The sequence below is a fragment of the Ktedonobacterales bacterium genome (genome assembly GCA_036557285.1).
Lineage (GTDB): Bacteria > Chloroflexota > Ktedonobacteria > Ktedonobacterales > DATBGS01 > DATBHW01.
Genome location: DATBHW010000056.1, coordinates 17,384 through 35,351 on the forward strand (window position 1 = coordinate 17,384; position 17,968 = coordinate 35,351).

The 17,968-nt window shown below is 62.0% G+C and carries 15 protein-coding genes; 9 read left to right on the forward strand and 6 right to left on the reverse strand.

The window, feature by feature from the left end; genetic code table 11:
* Positions 1-9: 9 nt before the first annotated feature.
* Positions 10-864 carry a Cof-type HAD-IIB family hydrolase gene (locus VH599_17120; protein ID HEY7350043.1) on the reverse strand — a complete coding sequence of 285 codons (855 nt, stop codon included), beginning with the start codon at positions 862-864 and terminating at the stop codon, positions 10-12.
* 143 nt (positions 865-1,007) lie between these two features.
* Between VH599_17120 and VH599_17125 the strand changes: the two genes are divergently transcribed.
* The 3 genes from VH599_17125 to VH599_17135 are packed head-to-tail and all read left to right on the forward strand — an operon-like array spanning position 1,008 to position 3,268.
* Positions 1,008-2,228 carry a threonine synthase gene (locus VH599_17125; GenBank protein ID HEY7350044.1) on the forward strand — a complete coding sequence of 407 codons (1,221 nt, stop codon included), beginning with the start codon at positions 1,008-1,010 and terminating at the stop codon, positions 2,226-2,228.
* Between the two features lie 52 nt (positions 2,229-2,280).
* The gene (locus VH599_17130) at positions 2,281-2,811 is read left to right on the forward strand and encodes a methyltransferase domain-containing protein (protein ID HEY7350045.1); all 531 of its coding nucleotides are present in this window, start codon (positions 2,281-2,283) and stop codon (positions 2,809-2,811) included.
* Between the two features lie 16 nt (positions 2,812-2,827).
* Positions 2,828-3,268, forward strand: a complete 441-nt coding sequence (locus tag VH599_17135; GenBank protein ID HEY7350046.1) for a hypothetical protein — start codon at positions 2,828-2,830, stop codon at positions 3,266-3,268.
* A 55-nt stretch (positions 3,269-3,323) separates the two neighbouring features.
* On the opposite strand, the gene VH599_17140 is transcribed toward VH599_17135, so the two are convergent.
* Together VH599_17140 and serS are read right to left on the reverse strand one after the other, a co-directional pair.
* Positions 3,324-4,367, reverse strand: a complete 1,044-nt coding sequence (locus VH599_17140) for a CapA family protein (GenBank protein HEY7350047.1) — start codon at positions 4,365-4,367, stop codon at positions 3,324-3,326.
* A gap of 47 nt (positions 4,368-4,414) precedes the next feature.
* Positions 4,415-5,695, reverse strand: a complete 1,281-nt coding sequence (gene serS, locus VH599_17145) for a serine--tRNA ligase (protein HEY7350048.1) — start codon at positions 5,693-5,695, stop codon at positions 4,415-4,417.
* A gap of 651 nt (positions 5,696-6,346) precedes the next feature.
* Between serS and VH599_17150 the strand changes: the two genes are divergently transcribed.
* From VH599_17150 to VH599_17175, 6 genes are all read left to right on the forward strand, one after another.
* On the forward strand, positions 6,347-7,531 hold the full coding sequence (locus VH599_17150; GenBank protein ID HEY7350049.1) for an FHA domain-containing protein: 1,185 nt from the start codon (positions 6,347-6,349) through the stop codon (positions 7,529-7,531).
* Positions 7,532-7,646: 115 nt separating this feature from the next.
* On the forward strand, positions 7,647-8,723 hold the full coding sequence (locus tag VH599_17155) for an FHA domain-containing protein (protein HEY7350050.1): 1,077 nt from the start codon (positions 7,647-7,649) through the stop codon (positions 8,721-8,723).
* The gene (locus tag VH599_17160; GenBank protein HEY7350051.1) at positions 8,662-9,846 is read left to right on the forward strand and encodes an FHA domain-containing protein; all 1,185 of its coding nucleotides are present in this window, start codon (positions 8,662-8,664) and stop codon (positions 9,844-9,846) included. Before VH599_17155 ends, VH599_17160 begins: the two co-directional genes overlap by 62 nt.
* A gap of 24 nt (positions 9,847-9,870) precedes the next feature.
* Positions 9,871-10,590, forward strand: a complete 720-nt coding sequence (locus VH599_17165; GenBank protein HEY7350052.1) for an NTF2-like N-terminal transpeptidase domain-containing protein — start codon at positions 9,871-9,873, stop codon at positions 10,588-10,590.
* A 7-nt stretch (positions 10,591-10,597) separates the two neighbouring features.
* Positions 10,598-11,056, forward strand: coding sequence for an NUDIX domain-containing protein (locus VH599_17170; GenBank protein HEY7350053.1), 459 nt, complete (start codon positions 10,598-10,600; stop codon positions 11,054-11,056).
* A 6-nt stretch (positions 11,057-11,062) separates the two neighbouring features.
* Positions 11,063-12,034: a hypothetical protein gene (locus VH599_17175; GenBank protein HEY7350054.1), complete on the forward strand. Its 972-nt coding sequence runs from the start codon at positions 11,063-11,065 to the stop codon at positions 12,032-12,034.
* Between the two features lie 147 nt (positions 12,035-12,181).
* Here the strand turns inward: VH599_17175 and VH599_17180 are convergent, their stop codons facing one another.
* From VH599_17180 to acnA, 3 genes are all read right to left on the reverse strand, one after another.
* Complete coding sequence (locus tag VH599_17180) at positions 12,182-12,445, reverse strand: hypothetical protein (GenBank protein ID HEY7350055.1); 264 nt, start codon at positions 12,443-12,445, stop codon at positions 12,182-12,184.
* Positions 12,446-12,497: 52 nt separating this feature from the next.
* Complete coding sequence (locus tag VH599_17185; protein ID HEY7350056.1) at positions 12,498-13,352, reverse strand: hypothetical protein; 855 nt, start codon at positions 13,350-13,352, stop codon at positions 12,498-12,500.
* A 202-nt stretch (positions 13,353-13,554) separates the two neighbouring features.
* Positions 13,555-17,919, reverse strand: a complete 4,365-nt coding sequence (acnA, locus tag VH599_17190) for an aconitate hydratase AcnA (GenBank protein HEY7350057.1) — start codon at positions 17,917-17,919, stop codon at positions 13,555-13,557.
* Between the last annotated feature and the right edge of the window lie 49 nt (positions 17,920-17,968).

Consider the following 17,968-nt stretch of genomic DNA (forward strand, 5'->3'; position numbering starts at 1 on the left):
ATGGACGCCTCATTTGTCGGGTCTGTTGCCGTTGAGTAAATAACGTTCGATGGCGAGGGCTGCGCCGTCCTGGGTATTTGAGAGTGTGACCGCGCGAGCCACCGCGCGTACTTCCGGCGGGGCATGGCCCATCGCTACCCCCAGGCCCGCGAGGCCGAGCATCGAGAGATCATTGAAACTGTCGCCCAGGGCCATTGTCTGGCCTGGCGCTAGCTGCAAACGGCTGCTGAGAACACTCAAGGCAGCGCCTTTGCTGGTCGTGGGACTCATCACCGAAAGTTCGGCGCTGCCATAACTGCCCAGCGGATTGAGATACGCCTGGCAGGGCAGATGACGCATATCGGCGGCAATGCGTTCCAGGCGCTCTTCCGGCCCAAAGGCGACGACGCGCAGGGGATCGTGTCCCCCGGCGCAGAGTTCGTCCAGGGGATGGCGCTCAAGCGGAGATGCCAGGAGCGTAAAATAGTCGCCTTCCCAGGGAGTGTCGCCGGATTCGGGGCCGGTCAGAACGCGCTCGCCGTCGTCCAGATCGTACTGCGCCAATGGTTGCAGGCCATGCCTGGCGATGGCGTCAACGGCTGCCTGGCCGACGACGGCAGGCAGCGGGTCGCTGTGCCAGCGTTCGCCGGAAGGGTGAACGCGGATGAGCGCACCATCATAGCTGGCGATAGGCCCCGTCAGGCCGAGGTCAGCGGCGAATCGGGCCGCGCTGAAATAGCGCCGCGCCGTCGCCAGCACTATCAGGACTCCGGCAGCCTGCGCCGCTGCGATAGCCTGGCGTGTGCGCGGGGTAATCTGGCCCTGTTCATTCAGCAGCGTGCCGTCAATATCCAGCATGAGCAGTTGGTACGGGGGAGTGGTCATCAGATATATCCTTTGGGCGCGCTAAAAAACAAAGAGGCGCGCGAGACACCTCGCTGTGTTTTGCTGATCGTTCAAGTCCTATAATAACAGATGTGCGAGAAAGCAGTGCAAGGAAGCAGTGCAAGAGAAGAGGATACCAGCCAATGTCAGCCTATAGTTATCTGACGCATCTGGAGTGCAGCCGCTGCGGGCAGGCGTATGAGGCCGAGCGGTTGCAGACGGTGAGCGCCTGCTGTGGCAAGCCGCTGCTGGCGCGCTATGACCTGGCGCGGGCGCGGCGCGAATGGGAACGCGCGGCGTTGGCAGAGCGCCCGGCAACGATGTGGCGCTATCATGAACTGCTGCCAGCGCGTCGGGGAGCGGATGTGGTGAGCCTGGGCGAGGGAATGACGCCCTTGCTGGCCTGCGAGCAGCTAGGCCGGGCGCTGGGGTTTGTGGGGGCGCGGGTGTTGGTGAAAGATGAGGGGCAGAATCCAACCGGCAGCTTTAAGGCGCGCGGGATGAGCGCGGCAGTGAGCCGGGCGCGGGCGCTGGGTGTGCAGGCGCTGGCGACACCCAGCGCGGGCAACGCCGCCGCGGCGCTAGGAGCCTACGCGGCGCGCGCGGGATTGCCCGCAGCGGTCTTTATGCCCGCAGACGCGCCGGAGAGCGCAAAAGTCCAGGTGGCCGCGAGCGGCGCGAACCTCTATCTGGTGCAGGGACTCATTAACGACGCGGGGGCGATGGTGGCGGCGCTGAAAGAGGAGCGCGGCTGGTTCGATGTGGCGACGCTCAAGGAGCCGTATCGCGCCGAGGGGAAGAAGACAATGGGCTTTGAGCTGGCAGAGCAGCTTGGCTGGCGGCTCCCCGCTGCGATCATCTATCCGGCGGGCGGCGGCACAGGTATTGTCGGCATGTGGAAGGCGTTTGAGGAACTGGAGGCGCTGGGCTGGATTGGTTCGGCGCGCCCGAAGATGAGTATCGTGCAGGCGGAGGGCTGCGCGCCGCTGGCGCGCGCCTTTCACGCCGGAGCGGAGAGAGCGGAACCCTGGCAGGGGGCGCAGACGTTGGCGGGTGGATTGCGCGTGCCAGCGGCTATCGGCGATTTTCTGATTCTGCGCGCGGTGCGCGAGAGCGGCGGGACGGCGCTCTCGGTGAGCGACGCGGAGATGCTGGAAGCGGCGCGCCTGCTGGCGGCCACCGAGGGCATCTTCGCCGGGCTTGAGGGCGCGGCGACGGTGGCCGCCTATCGCGCGCTGCTGGCGAATGGCGCGCTGAAGCCGGAAGATGAGGTGGTGTTGTTCAATACCGGCAGCGGGCTGCTGAACCTCGATCAATTTCCGGTGCAGGCTCCGGTCTTGCGCCCAGGCGAAAAGCCCTGGTGAGGCGATCTATGTTGGCAGGTTCTTTATGTAAAGAATCTGCCCAGGAGACCCTATGAATCATAACGACCATGTGCGCTTGCTGCGCGCTGGTGTGTCTGAGCCAGAAGGAGGCGTCTGGGCCGATCTTGGCTCTGGCTCAGGCGCTTTTACGCTGGCGCTGGCCGATCTGCTCGGCCCAACCGGCGAGATCTATTCAGTGGACAAGGACCGGGGGGCGCTGCGCGAGCAGGAGAAGGCGCTGCGCGCCCGTTTTCCGGCGACGACGGTGAACTATCTCGCCGCTGATTTTTCACAGCGGCTGGACCTGCCGCCGCTGGATGGGGTGGTGATGGCGAACTCCTTGCACTTTCAGCGCGAGAAAGGTCCGGCGCTGCAACTGGTGCGCGGCTATCTCAAGCCCCCAGGGCGGTTGATTCTGGTGGAATACAATGCTGATCGGGGCAACTGGTGGGTACCGTATCCGCTTTCGTATCGGACGTGGGAGGCGCTGGCCCGCCAGCAAGGGTTTACCAGCACCACGCTGCTGGCGACGATCCCCAGCCGCTATTTGGGCGAGATCTACTCGGCGCTCAGCCTGCGCTGAGCAAAGGATAGAGGCTATGAGCGAGACGAAAAAAATCCTGCTGCTTGAACGGGATTTGTTTTTTAGCGTGAAGATTCGGGATACGCTCAGTCCCCTGGGCTACGAGACGCAGGTGGCGCGTAACGCGGAAGATTTTGCGCGCAAGCTGGCGGCAGGCGCGCCCGCGCTTGCGATTGTCCATGCAGGGATAGCTGGCGTGGAGTGGGAGCAGGTGATCGCCCAGGCCAGGGGAGCGCGTATACCCACGCTGGCCTTTGGTTCGCATATCGATCTGGAGGCGCAGCAGGCTGCGCGGCGCGCGGGGGCGGATCGCGTGATCTCGAACTCGAAGCTGGCGAGCGATCTGCCCGCGATTGTTGCGCGCCTGACGAACGCTGATAAAGCAAATAGTCAGGAAGAAGTGGATGAGGAGGACGCTGAAGAGGAGGGCTTTATGCGCGAGACGAATCTGCCGTAAAGCCTGCTGAGCCTGAAGCAAAGCATCTTCTAACCAGTATAAGGCCATTGAGGGGTTAGCTCTTCAGGAGCTTTGGCTCGCCCCAGTCGCCGATGCGCGTGGCGACAAGCTCCCACGCGAGCAACTGATTTTTCTGGACAGTCAGAGTAAGGATGCTGCCGCGTCGGACAACCTCTTCATACATATTATCGAAGACGAAGTTCCCCAGGCTGTAGACGATGAGCCTGCCCTTGTAGGTTTCGTGCGGCTCGATGACATGTGGGTGCGCGCCGACGACCACATCGGCGCCGGAGTCTATGGCGACCTGGGCCAGATGGCGCTGATGCGCGGTGAGTCCGGTATCGTATTCGATGCCCCAGTGTAGATAGGGGATGACGAAATCGGCCTGGGCGCGGGCGCGCTTGATGTCTTGCCGGAGCGCGTCTTCGGTGAGCCAGGCATGGCCGGGCGTGCTGTCGGTGGCGGCAAAAGAAAAGGGGTCGATCTCGTCGTAGGCCAGGAAAGCGATAGTAGTATCGCGGACCGTCTTGAAGACGGGCGTGTGCGCCTGCTGCTTATTCTGGCCGCCGCCAATGGGGGTTAAGCCGCGCCTGGGCAGGGTGGTCAGTTCGTCGAGGAAGGCGGCTTTCCCATAGTCACCGCTGTGGTTGTTGGCAACCGAAACCAGATCGAAACCGGCGTTGAGCAGCCGATCATAGGCGCGAGCGTCGCCGCGAAAGTTGTACGACTTGGGGACCGGCGCGCCGAGTTTGGAGATAACGCATTCCAGGTTGCCGATGGTCAGATCGAAGCCGCGCAGGAAATCGGCGGTGTAGGTGAAGGGGTAGGGATCGTTGAGAGCCGTCGCCAGCATGTGGCTGTTGACAGTGCGCCCAAACATGACATCGCCGGTGTAGGCCAGCGTGACGGGCGCTGGCGGAGGAGTTGGCGTCGGCGTGCTGGTCGGCTGAGCCGTTGCCGGGCTGCTGAGCGGCGGGGGCGTGGTGTCTGTGCCGCAGCCTGCCAGCCCCAGCAGAGCTAAGCCACCCGCAGCTTTCAGCACTTCGCGGCGGCTCCAGGCGTGGGCTGATGATTGGCTGGTATGCTCGTGGGTTTTCATGGCGCTATTTTATCATGAGTTGGTCAATGCTTCCCAGCAGCCGGAGCTTATGCCTCTTCAATTGTTGCCACGCCCATGTAGGGGCGCAGGACGGACGGGACGACGATGGAGCCGTCGGCCTGCTGGTAGTTTTCGAGGATGGCGGCGAGGGTGCGCCCGACGGCCAGGCCAGAGCCATTGAGGGTGTGGGCGTATTCGGCGTGCGCGTCGTTGGCCGGGCGATATTTGATGCTGGCGCGGCGCGCCTGAAACGTTTCGCAGTTGCTGACCGAGGAGACTTCGACGAAACGCTGCTGGCCGGGCATCCAGACCTCCAGGTCATAGGTTTTGGCCGCGCTGAAGCCAAGGTCTCCCACGCAGACGAGCATGACGCGATAGGGCAGCACCAGACGCTGCAAAATATCCTCTACGTCGGCGACCAGCCCTTCCAGGGCTTCATAGGAGTGGTCCGGCTCGACGAGCTGCACCAGTTCGACTTTGTTGAATTGATGCACGCGTGTCAGGCCGCGCGTGTCGCGTCCGGCGGAGCCTGCCTCGCGCCGAAAGGCCACGGTAGCAGCGGCATAGCGGATGGGCAGTGTCCCTGGCTCCAGGATTTCATCGCGGTGCAGATTGGTGACGGGTACTTCAGCCGTCGGGTTCAGGAAGAGGTCATCTTCTGTGCAGTGATAGGCGTCGTCCTCGAATTTGGGAAGCTGGCCTGTTCCTAACATGGCGGCGCGTTTCACCAGGAAAGGCGGGAATACTTCCAGGTAATCATGCTCGGTGGTGTGCACATCCAGCATGAAGTTGAGCAGGGCGCGTTCCAGCCTGGCGCCCAGTCCGCGCATGATATAAAAGCGTGTGCCAGCGATCTTGACGCCGCGCTCAAAATCAATGAGCTTGAGCCGCTCGCCAAGCTCCCAATGTGGCGCTGGTGGATGCAGAAAAGCGACGGGTTCTCCCCAGCGCCGTATCTCGCTGTTGTCGTTTTCGCTGCTGCCTTCGGGGACGCTGGAATGCGGAAGGTTGGGAAATTGCAGCAGCAGCATATGCAGGTCGCTTTCGAGGTTGCCGATCTCGATTTCGAGCTTCTTGATCTCGCTCTGAGCCGCCTGAAGGGGCGCGGAAAGCTGCTTGCGCACCGCAGGCGACGCCGCGCGCAAGGCGTCGCGCAGCCGCTCTTCCTCGCGCTTATGCTTCGCGCGCAAGGCATCGCAGCGAGTAATGAGGCCGGCGCGCTGCTCCGCAAAGGCCAGTACTTCCTCCAGAGGCGCGTTTGCGCCGCGCTTGCGCAAGGCGTCGCGCACCAGATCGGGATGCTGGCGAATAAAATCCAGATGCAGCACGATGGGGTTCTCCTGCGGGCATAAAAGCCAAAGAGCGCCGATAGGCACTTCTGCAGAGGAGTATAGCATAGCCTTCTCAGAGAGGATACACCACCCATCCTGGTAAGGAGCGAGGCTTTGGGCTGGGGCGTCCGCTTTCAGGGTTCCACTAATTATCGGGGGTCACTTGTAGCGCCGCCCCCCTTCGGGAAGGGCTTCGCCAGAGCCGCTTGACCGCGCTGGGCGCGGCCATGCTCGCTCGGCTGTGCCTCGCTCGCGCGTCTCTGCCGCTTGCCTCGGCTGTTGCCCCGTCCTCTCGCTCCCGTTGGTCGCTCGCGCGTCCCTTCTTGGCGGCCAGCGTTGGACTGCTGGTCCGCTGGCCTGGAGGGCGCACGCTCGCCAGGGCGCAGCGTTGGCCGCCAAGAAGGCGGCGCTACAAGTAACACGCCTCGCTTGCCAACACCTCAGATTTGGGAGAACCTGCTTTCAGCGGCCCGTTGACGTTCGCTACTCCTGGCTCTATAATAGACGCTGACACCGAGGGCCGAGACAGGAGAGACGGCAGGGCAGAACCCCCTGACTCTCCTGGGCAAGAGGGGCGAGCTACTCACCGGCCATGTTGGCTGGCAGCCCTGCGCTGCCGACGAGATCATCGAAGTAAAAGAGGAATGTATGGGTGCATCCATTCGCGGACCATCCGGTCTGATCGATCTGGGAGGCCAGGCGCTGACCATTGGGCGGAGTCGTAACAATCGCCTGGTGCTGACGAATAGCCAGATTTCGAGTAAGCACGCGGAAATCCAACCCCTGGCCGATGGCCGTTATCAAGTAATAGATGTAGGCAGCACCAATGGCACGGCGGTCAATGGGGTCAAGCTGAGCGCGGGCCAGCCGCAGCCGTTAAATGCTGGCGATACAATTACGCTGGGTGGCTCCGGCGGGATTGAACTGCACTTTGAACTCACTGCCGACGCGCCCTGGCAAGCCAGTCAGCCGCAAGCGGCTGGCGCGCCTGGCGGTTTTGGCGCGGCTGATCCGGGGGCGGCTGCCCAGCCTTTTGGGGGCGGCATCGGCCAGCCGCCGCCTGGCCCTCCTGGCTTTGCGCCCGCGCCGGGCGGCTTTGGCCCTGCGGGGCAGCCCGGTCCAGGTGCGCCGCCATTTCCACCGCCCCAGGAGCCATTTCCGGCGGCTCCTGGGGGCTTTCCACCGCCCAATCAATTTGGCCCGCCAGGGGGACCAGGGAGCTTTGATGGCGCGCCGCCTGTCGCTGGCTTTCCGCCGCCAGGGGGACCGGGCCTCGCGCCGTTTGGAGTGCCTCCAGCCCAGGGGCCAGATTTTCCGCCGCCAGGTGGCGCGCCCTTTGGCCCGCCAGGTGGGCCAGGAGGTTTTCCGCCGCCAGGAGGGCCAGGCGGCGCGCCCTTCGGCCCGCCCTTTGGAGCGCCTGGCGCTCCGCCAGGCGCAGGCCCAGGCTTCCCGCCGCCAGGAGGCCAGCCGTTTGGCCCGCCAGGAGGCTATCCCCCGCCTGGGGGCGCTATGCCGGTCAAAAAGCGCACTGGTCGCAACCTCTTTCTGCTGGCGGGCAGCATCATTGTTCTGGCGCTGATCGTGGTAGGGATTGTGTTTGGTGTGAGAACGGTGCTGAACAAGAATCCAGCGCCGCCAGCCGCACAGCCGACGGCTCCAGCCGCAACACCTACAACGGCTCCTACAGGGCAGAGAGGGGGAGCGCCAGCAGCACTGGAAGCGCAGACGCGGCCCTCCGCTGAGGGCTTAGGAGGGCAGGGCGCTCGATACAGTGTCGTAATTTGCGTCGTTGGCGGCGCGGCGTCGTCAGTGGCAGTGATAAGCCGCGTGTGAGATTTCGCCAGCAGCTAGCAGGCGTGTAAGAAGTATATCATGGCGCTGGTGGCTGGACGCAAGACAACGCGCCCAGCCGCCGATGTCAGGAGTGTCGGGGGGAAGGAAGCAGCCAATGCCAGGCGCACTACTTGGTCCGTTTGGTCGTTACGAACTTGGCTTGGAACCTGTGACGATTGGGCGGTCATCCTCAAATAAGCTGGTCATCAACGATAATCAGGTGTCCGGTCGGCATCTCCAGGTGTTTCTTCAGGGAACAGGCTATATGCTGGTTGATGTCGGCAGCAGCAATGGCACGTTCTTCAATGGAGGACGGCTGGCGCCGCAGATGCCCCAGCCGCTGAGCAGTGGCGATGTCATCATCATTGGCAGCACCCGGCTCGTAGTGGAGCTTGCGGAGGGTGCTTTTCCAGCAGCCCCGCAACCGGCGGCCCCCCAGCCGACGGCGTTCGCGCCATCGGAGCAAATGGGCTTCTCTCCTGCTCTGACGAATGACGCGCCGCTGCCCCCTTTTGGCGCGCCACCCACGCCCAGTTACGGGCCGCCCGCGCAGCCAGGCGCGCCTTTTCAGCCTGCTGGACCGCCTCCCAATCCCTTCGGCCCTTATCCGGGAAACCCTCCGGGCCAGGCTCAGGGGTATTATCCCGGCGCGCCTGCGTTTGGAGCGCCGCCGCAGGGCTATCAGGGCGCGCCGGGAGTGGGCGTTGGGGCAGCCAGGCGCGGCAGCAAGCGGTTTCCTCTGTTGATTGGCGGGGTTCTGGCGGTGCTGCTGATTCTAGGCGGGACGGGCCTGGCGTTTTTCCTGCTGAGCCATCGAACGCCGCAAGGTCCATCCATCCCCAATGCGACGACTCAGGTAGTGACGCCCTTCTATGACAATCTGAAGAAGCAGAACTACACGGCGGCAACCGGGATGTTTACACCTGATTATCTCGAACTGCATGGTGGTCAGCAAAACTACATTACGGTGGTCTTTGAGCAGCTTGATAAGGACCGGGGCGCGGTGACGGATTACCATATTGTCAGCGTGAAGCCTGTTGGCTCCTCCACTACCAATGAGGTGGCTTCGGTTAATGTGACGCGCGACCCGAACAAGGGCGCATTTAATCCAGATACGCTTCAACTGGTGTATGAGAAGGGGAAGTGGCAGATCAGTCAATGGACACCTGGACAGCGCCAGAGCCAGGTGTGATGGCGTCTGGCAAGGCTGGGCGCTGCTTGCGGCGCTGGCGCACGATCACGATGAAAGGGACAGCGAGGTCGGCATGCGTGGAGCTTTGCGCGGTCCTTTTGGCCGGTACGAGCTTGGAAAAGAGGTTGTGACGCTTGGGCGCGCGCCTGCCAATACCATTGTTATTGATGATACCAGGGCTTCCGTTCGCCAGGCCGAGGTATGGCCGGAGGGCGAGGAATACACGCTGCTGGATGTGGGCAGTACGCATGGCACGCTGCTCAATGGGCGCCCGCTTCAGCCGCATGTGTCTCACCTTTTGCACGCTGGCGATGTCATCACCATTGGCGCGGCGCGTATCATTGTTGAGCTGGCGGCAGTTGGCGCTGCTCATGCGCCGACAGAGTACCTGGCTCCAGCAGGTGGAGGAGCCAGCGCGCCGACGGAGCGGCTGGCCTCATCGGCTGGAGGGGGTTTCGCGCCGACCCAGCCCATAGCGCCTTCTCATCACCCCGCTGATGGGGCATCTTCAGGGTATGTACCTCCGCCCCCACCGCCGCCTCTAGGTGGTTACGGCGCGCCACCGATCTCTTCAGCAGCCCCGCCTTATGCGCTTCCTCCGCCCTATGTACTGCCGTCTCCACCCAGGAGGCGCTCAAAAAAGAAATGGATCTGGCTCAGTGTCGGCGGCGGGCTGGCATTTCTGGTGATGGCCTGCGCCTGCGTTGGCCTGCTGCTCTACACACTCTATACCCATAGCCCGGAAGGCGTGACGGATGCCTATTATGCGGATATTAAAAGCCAGGATTATACAGCGGCCTTTCAACTGCTTTATAGCACGACGCAGCAAGTTCTGAATCTTGATGCGCAGAAGAATCATGTGGCAACCGGGCAGCAACTGTACATCATTTTGTTCTCCTGTCTGGATCGCCAGCTTGGGACGGTCACAGCCTATGCTACCAGCGCGCGCGGGCAGGAGAACGGCCACGCCTCGGTAAATGTGCAGGTGACTCGCGCCAAAGAGCAGTATATTGATCCAATACAACTCTTGCAGGAAAACAAAGGTTGGAAGATCGCGTTTTTCCTTCCGCCGCCCAACCAGCAATGTTCTGCGGTGAACGCTGGTTTGGCGGCGCCATTATAAACTCAGCCCAGAAAGAAGGGCTTTATGACCAATTCGTTGAATCCGTTTGATGATGAGAGGCCCGGTGAAACCTCAGCGACGGCGCGCGCGAGTTCTGGCGATCTCGCTGCTGCTGAGGAGCCGTTTGACCGGCGGCAAAAGCCGCAAAGACGACACGAGCTGAGTGGGCGCGCCGCGCGCCGCCACCCTTATTCCGGCCCGCTGTCGCCTATGGGCGTGCCTGCAAAGTTGCAGGGGAGCGACTCTGGCAAGCAGGGCAAACGGCGCAAGCTCCTGCCGCTCGTATTGGCGATAGTTGGGGGCATAGTCATTGTAAGCTGCCTGGGCCTGGGGGGGGTGATTACGGTCAACCTGCTCTCGATCCAAAGCGCGCTGAACAGTCCGCAGGCGACGCTCGATACGTTCTATAGCGCGCTCCATACGGGTGATTACGGGACTGCCTACGATCAGCTTTCTAGCAGCTATCAGAGCCGCCTGACAGAGGAGTCTTTCCGGGCGACTTTTGAACTGATTGGCACGATTGATAGCTACCAGATCAGCAACCTTCGGACGCAAAACAATCAGGCTACCGCTGCAATCAAGGTGACGCTGGTGAAGCAGGGCGGAGGCACGGCGGTTGATGAAACAAAGAGTGTGCAGCTTGTTCTTGAGGATGGCAAATGGAAGATCAATCGTGTTGATCCAAGTCTGACCAGATCAATCTGGCCCGTTGGTCAGCAGGCGCTGACCCTGGATTGCTGCTGAGTGTTCTATGCAACATGCCGATGTTGTGACCTGCTTTTTGCTGCGGCGGTGTCCTGATGGCCGCGAAGAAATATTGCTTTTGCGGCGCAGCCAGCGGGTGGGAACCTATCATGGCCGCTGGGCTGGCGTGAGCGGCTTTGTGGAAGCGCCGCCAGATGAGCAGGCGTATATCGAACTTTCTGAAGAGGCCCATCTGGAGCGCGAGGATGTGACGCTGCTGTGCCGGGGCGAGCCGCTGACCTTCGTTGACGCTGACATAGGCCGCGAGTGGACGGTTCACCCGTACCTGTTCCTGGTCGCCGATGCCGCCAGCATTCAGACCGACTGGGAACACACGGAGATGCGCTGGATCGCCCCAAAAGACCTCGGCCAGTATGAGACGGTGCCGATGCTCAAGGAGGCGTTCCAGCGGGTCTATCCACCCGAAACCCCACATGAGCAACCGGCGTCCACCGAAGGGCCATAGGCAGCGATGGCTGAGGAAAAGGCGTCAGAGCAGCCGATTGCGGCGCGTATCGCCTGGGTGCGCGATGATCGCGCGCATGGAGCCAGCGCGCTGGCCCGCGAGGCCGCCGACATTTTGCGCGTGTGCGCGCTGCAAGGGCTGGAGCCGCAGGCTGATGCGCTGGCGGCGCTCCAGAGGTTGCGCCAGGCGGCGCGTGATCTGGCTGCCAGCCGCCCCAGTATGGTGGCCGTTGCCAATACGGTTGGGCGCATCTGGGCTGAGGCGGCTGAGACGCCTGGCCTGCGCGGGTCTAACCCTTCAACGGCGCTAGAGCGGTTAGCATTAGAGCGGGCGAGCCGCGCGGCTGAAGAAGCGATCTCTGGTTGGGCAACGGCAGCAGAGCAGATCGCCAACCACGCCCGGCCATATCTGCGTGGCACGCTGCTGACGCACAGCCTTTCGGGGACGGTGCAGGCGGCTTTGCTGGCCTGCAAGCAGCAGATCGAGCAGGTCTATGTGACGGAGGGTAGGCCGCGCTGCGAAGGCCGAACGATGGCGCGGGCGCTTGCCGCCGCCGGGATGCGTGTCACGCTGCTGACCGACGCTGAGGCCGGGCTGTTTATCCCCGCATGCGCGGCGGTGGTGGTGGGCGCTGACAGCATTCTGGCCGATGGCGCGGTGGTGAATAAAGCGGGAACGCTCTTGCTGGCGCTGGCGTCTCGCGCCAGCCGCCCGCAGCGTGTCCCGTTCCTGGCGCTGGCGGAGCGACTGAAGATCGCGCCGTTCAGGCAAGCCCATCTGGAGGAGATGGACCCCGCAGAAGTCGTTTTGCCCGCCGATCTGCCAGGGGTGCGCGCGCGCAACATCTATTTTGATCGCACGCCCGCTTCGCTGGTGAGCGTGGTAATCACCGAGCGCGGTTTGCTCGATAGGGCGCAGGTGCGCGAGCAGGCTGCGCAGGCGCGGCGCTGGGCGCGGCTGTTGAAGCAAGCGGGTTGAAAGAATCTCTAGTGATTCTCTGGATCATCTGTCGCTAAACCTTCAGCGTCTGCGATACGAAGCAGCTTATCATCTGCTGTCACAAAGAGGGATAACGCAGCGCCGCAACATAACGCTTGGCAACGGCGCTTGTATCCAAAAAGACGATCATTCATCCCGCTCCGCACGTACCTCCTCAGCTATCGTTGTTTCAGCAGCCTGAAACACTTTACCGAGTTCATGAGCAAGTTCCTCAAAGAGTGCTGCTTCTTCGTCGCTCCCATAGGGAGGCAACGAGGCTTCGAGGGCTGTTTCATCGAAATCATCATTCGACAGCAAGCCCCTGGCTTGCATGGTATCAAGCAATCGCTGGCTTTCTGACGGTGATCGCTTTGTTTCTTGCTGCTGGCTCTGAGCCTTGTTCCTGCCCATGATCGTTTCCTCCTCCAGTGGTATGCCTGACTCGTGGCCCAAATGCGAGCATTTACCCCACTGGAGGAGCGGGAAGCTTAATCTGTACCCCACTCAAGGCCACCCAGGGTGTCACCACCTTATTATCGGGATGGATCGTCAGCAGATAGACCTGCCCACTGATGCCCACAGCGAGAATATCAATATAGTTCCCCGTGTTGTCATAGGCAGCATCGGTCTGGAGTGGAGCCAGTGGTTCCTGCCCTGGGTGTCCGAGATTCTGTTTGTTGTGCTCGGCATCATGAGCCAGCCCGCTCCCGCCCCTCTCACTGTACGTATGCCAGATGTTCCCGTCAGGACTCAGATAAAAAACATCAAGACGTGCATTATTTAGCGGATGATGGACCAACATACCGTGACTCCCCCCTTCCTGATCCTTGGGCAGGACAGTGGTGATCTCCAGTCCGAGGTTCTGCGCAGCATCCCTCAACTGCTGGATGGAACAGGTTTGGAGTTGCTCATTCACTGGGTTCATGAAATAGTACTTCGCATCGTCGTACCCGTAGACAATCACCCAGTGTCCAAGAGTGCTGCCTGGTGTGGGGTCTCCTGCATGATTCGACCAGATAGCGACCATACACTCATGTTTGTTGTCGAGCGCAGGCAGCAGCCAGTCAGCCTGGAGACCCCTGCGAAGGATACTTGGAACTCCATACTGATGAAACAGGGCATGGTACACCTCAGCGCCCGTCCCACCTTTAGGCGCGTCTCCATACTTCTTCGCAAAGTCCTCGATGTCTCGTACTGAATGGGGGCGACCAAAGTCGGTGAGGATCGAACTCGCGCAGGACTCACCACAGTCTTCATGGGGATACTGCCCACCCGCAGTGAGTTGATTGATACGTATCGGCGCCTTCAGTAGAACCATAGTATACCCTCCTTCGGGGTGAGAGGCTGCGAGTGAAGATTACCTACACATACCGTTCCTATGGTCTATCGGTAGTATACCATAGATGGGTTGACAGCAGCGATAGGCAGAAAGCGGGGAGAGGAAAAAGAGCACGCAGGGCGCTGTCAAACGATAGCGCCCTGCGTGCTTGCTTCCAGCATCGAGAGATAGCGTGCCAGGCTTACTTCATGAGGTCGCGCAGCACTGCCGGGAGGATGCCGCCGTTTCGGTAGTAGTCGATCTCGACCTGGGTGTCGAGACGAGCCAGAGCCGAGAAGCGCACCTGGCTGCCATCGCTGCGCACCGCGCGGATGCTGAGTGCTTTGCCAGGGGTAAGCCCCTCGGCAATGCCGGTCACTTCGTAGGTTTCGCGGCCATCCAGCCCTAATGAGTTGGCGTTCTCGCCAGAGCGGAACTGGAGCGGCAGGACGCCCATGCCGATCAGGTTGCTGCGGTGGATGCGCTCGTAGCTTTCGGCGATCACGGCTTTGACGCCCAGCAGCATCGTGCCTTTGGCCGCCCAGTCGCGCGAACTGCCGCTGCCATACTCGCGGCCAGCGAAGATGAGCAGCGGAGTGCCTTCCTGCTGATAGCGCATGGCGGCGTCGTAGATGGTCATGACCTCGCCATCCGGCTGGTGAGCGGTCCAGCCGCCCTCTTTGGAGACAAGCTGGTTGCGCAGGCGGATGTTGGCAAAGGTTCCGCGCATCATGACTTCGTGGTTGCCGCGCCGCGAGCCATAGCTGTTGAAGTCGCGCGGCTCCACGCCATGCGCGATCAGATACTTTCCGGCAGGGCTATCTTTGGCAATCGAGCCAGCCGGAGAGATGTGATCGGTGGTCACGGAGTCGCCCAGCACTGCCAGCACGCGGGCGTTGTTGATGTCGTTGAGCGGCCCTGGCTGGGGGGCCATGCCCTCAAAGAAGGTGGGCATCTGGACGTAGGTGGAAGCGGTGTCCCACTCGTAGAGGTTGCCTTCTTCGGGGACCGGCAGGGCGCGCCAGCGGTCATCGCCGTCGAAGACATGCGCGTACTCGTGCTTGAACATCTCCGGGCTGAGCGAGGCCGCGATGGTGTCACGAATCTCCGCCGACGAGGGCCAGATGTCGCGTAGATAGACGGGCTGGCTGTTGTGGTCGTCGCCAACTGGTTCGTGCGCCAGATCTACTTCGACGGTTCCGGCCAGGGCGTAGGCGACGACCAGCGGCGGCGAAGCCAGGTAGGAGGCGCGCACGTCGGGGTGGATGCGGCCCTCGAAGTTGCGGTTGCCGCTGAGGACGGAGACGACGGCCAGGTTATTCTCCTGGATGGCTGCCGAAATCGGCTCCAGCAGTGGCCCGCTGTTGCCGATGCAGTTATGGACCGCTATCGTGCCAGCTAGAAAGGCATGAATGTCATCTACAGCCAGGTCGAACACTTGCCGTTTGCCTGCTGCCTGGCGGTCCACTACCTGAAGGGTGAAGGTGGGGAGGGTCAGCGCCTCTTTCTCGACACAGTAGCGTTTGGCAGCATCAGTTTCCGCCCGCGAGCGTAGCGGCGCAAACCACTCGCGCACCCCCATTTGCTTGAACATCTCGACAGGTGAGAGGAAGCCGCAGCTATCCCGATGCAGCGGTTGAAATGGGCGTGCCGTCGCTTGTGGGAGCCGCGAGAAGCGATCATGTCCCTCAAGCAGCGAGTAATGCGGGAATATCGCAGTTTCGCGCTGCGTCAGTTCTGCCGCCGCCATACGGCGCGCACGAGAGAACGACAGTTCGCGCTGCGACTCGTGCAACTCTTCCAGACGAGACGACATCCATAGGCGCTGTTCGTTGATCATCTTCACTGTGCGCCAATACACCGCTGCTGCACTGGCGCGCATCTGCTTGTCTATACAGTAGCGGAATCCAACGCGCTCCACGAACGAAAGGCCATCTGGAAGCGCCAGACGAACCTCGACACGCGGAATGCCATCGTGTGCAGTGGGATAGGAGGAGGCCGCCTGCCGCGTCTGATATTCATATATCCTGGCCCCGTCAGTCTCGACACCACAGCGCGCCAGGAGGCGAACAATATCGCCGATGATTCGTTTGAGGGTTTCTGTCTGTTCTGGTTTGACGCTCTGAGAAAACTGAGGAGGTTCGAGCGTTGATTGTTCTTCATCTTTGCCCCAGCGGTGTAAGACGGGAGCGTGTCCATCCGCTCCGAAGAGGCCGCCCAGGAACTCGCGCAGCACCGCCACAGGACATCGCTCGTCCAATACAAATGCTGGCAGCATCGGAGTCTGCTCGATGCGTCGCCCGATGCGTACACCAGGCAGGGTGCTGATGGCTTTTGTGAGATGCATCGGCAGCACAATGGTCCACTTCCGCTCGTCGTAGCGCGTGGCTGCGGGGCGGCAGCCCGTCAGCAGTTCGACATCGTTGAGAACGGCTGCGCGGTCAACGGCCTGTCCAACGTGCATGCGCCCTTGCCCAAGGACGCTGATCGAGCCGTCGCTGAGGAGATGACCCACCAGGCGCGCAAACGCCAATGTGCGCAGCCGTTCCTGCGGGGTATCCAGGGAAAACGTCAGGCCGCCCGCGCACAGCGCGTAGCCAGATTCGTCAGCGCCAGGCTCGTCCAGGGGGGCTTCCAGTCCAACCACTACGCGATCCTGGCCCTGCACAAGCTGGTCTGCGCGCACCCAGCGACCATCCGCACACAGAATCATATGGTCCGGTGTGCAGACCAGGCTGCGTCCATCTTGCAGGACGAGTGAGACACACGCACGCATGCCTTGATCTATCGCTTCGGTTTGCACAGCCATACGCAGCGTACCGTCTGCCGTAGGGCCGAAAAGCACCGCTCCACCCGCGTCTGGCATGTGTTCAATGCGACGCGCTGTTCCGTTGGCAAGCAACACAGGAGTCCCTGCGGCTATGCACGTCGTACACCCGTAGCCGACGAGATGGAAGCCCAACGCTTCGAGATAGGGCATCAGTCCGGCGCGTTCCAGGTAGTCGGTGACGACCTTGGAGCCAGGGGCCAGGCTGGTCTTGACGGAGGATCGGACGCGCAGCCCGCGCTCGACGGCGTGCTTTGCCAGCAGTCCGGCCCCGACCATCACGGTAGGATTGGAGGTATTGGTGCAACTGGTGATGGCGGCAATGACCACCGAGCCATTGCGCAGGGACACACGCTCGGAGTCCAACTGCACCTCAACGGCTGTCGGCGCGGGCGCAACGGCGACTTCGCCTTCATCGCCGTTGCGGTGGACAGCCGCAGCGGGGGCCGGAAATGCCGAGTAGAAGTTACCGCGCACATTGGGCAGCGCCACGCGGTCCTGGGGGCGCCTGGGGCCGGCCAGGCTTGGCTCGACGGTGGAAAGATCAAGTTCGATCAGTTCGCTGAACTGCGGGTCGGGTGTTTCGTCGGTGCGGAAGAGGCCCTGCTCTTTGGTGTATCGCTCGACGAGATCAACCACGTCCTCGCGGGCAGTCAGGCGCAGGTAGCGCAGGGTTTCGGCATCGGCGGGAAAGAGCGCGGCGGTCGCGCCGTACTCGGGGGCCATGTTGGAGAGGGTAGCGCGGTCAGCCAGGCTGAGTTGACTCAGGCCCGGCCCGGCGAATTCGACGAATTTGCCAACTACGCCGCGCTTGCGCAGCATTTCGGCGACGGTCAGCACCAGATCGGTGGCCGTTGCGCCTTCTGGCAAGCCGTTGGTGAAGCGGAAGCCGACGACGATGGGCGTGACCATCTCGATGGGCTGGCCCAGCAAGACGGCCTCGGCCTCGATGCCGCCGACGCCCCAGCCCAGCACGCTCAGGCCGTTCACCATTGTCGTGTGTGAGTCGGTGCCAACGAGGGTATCGGGCAGGGCAATCGTTTCGCTGCCCTCCTGCCTGGTCTGGACGACCTTTGACAGATACTCCAGATTGACCTGATGAACAATGCCGGTGCCAGGGGGTACGACGCTGAAGTTCTGGAAGGCTTGCTGCGCCCAGCGCAAGAGGGCGTAGCGTTCGCCGTTGCGTTGGTATTCCTGCTCGACGTTGAAGTTGAAGGCCAGCGATGAACCGAAGCGGTCCACCTGGACGGAGTGATCAATCACCAGATCAACCGGAACGAGGGGGTTAATCTTGCCAGGATCGCCGCCCAGGGCTGCGACTGCTGTGCGCATGGTCGCCAGATCAACGACAACAGGAACGCCGGTAAAGTCCTGAAGAATGACGCGCGCGGGCAGGAAGGCAAAGGTATGGTCTGCGGGCTGCGTCGGACTCCAGCGCGCCAGGGTGGTTACGTCTTGCTCGGTCACATGTGGGCCGCCGCACAGGCGCAGCAGATTCTCCAAAAAAATCTTGACGGTAAAGGGGAGGCGTGTCAGATCGGCAATGCCCTGGTCGGCCAGCGACGCTAGACGATAACAGGCTACTGATCCGGCGGCGGTGGCGAGACGCTGCCTGGCCCCGAACGCCGCGCTCTGCTCTTGGCGGGGCGTTCCGGCTCCTGAGCCAGCCCCTTCGTGTTGCTCCAGCAAGATGGGGACAGCGTTGTACCCCTGGTGGAGCAGATTCGTCATTCTCATGAAAAGCGCTCCTTGGTCGCTGGCGGTGCTCAATAGAGCATGCTCAATA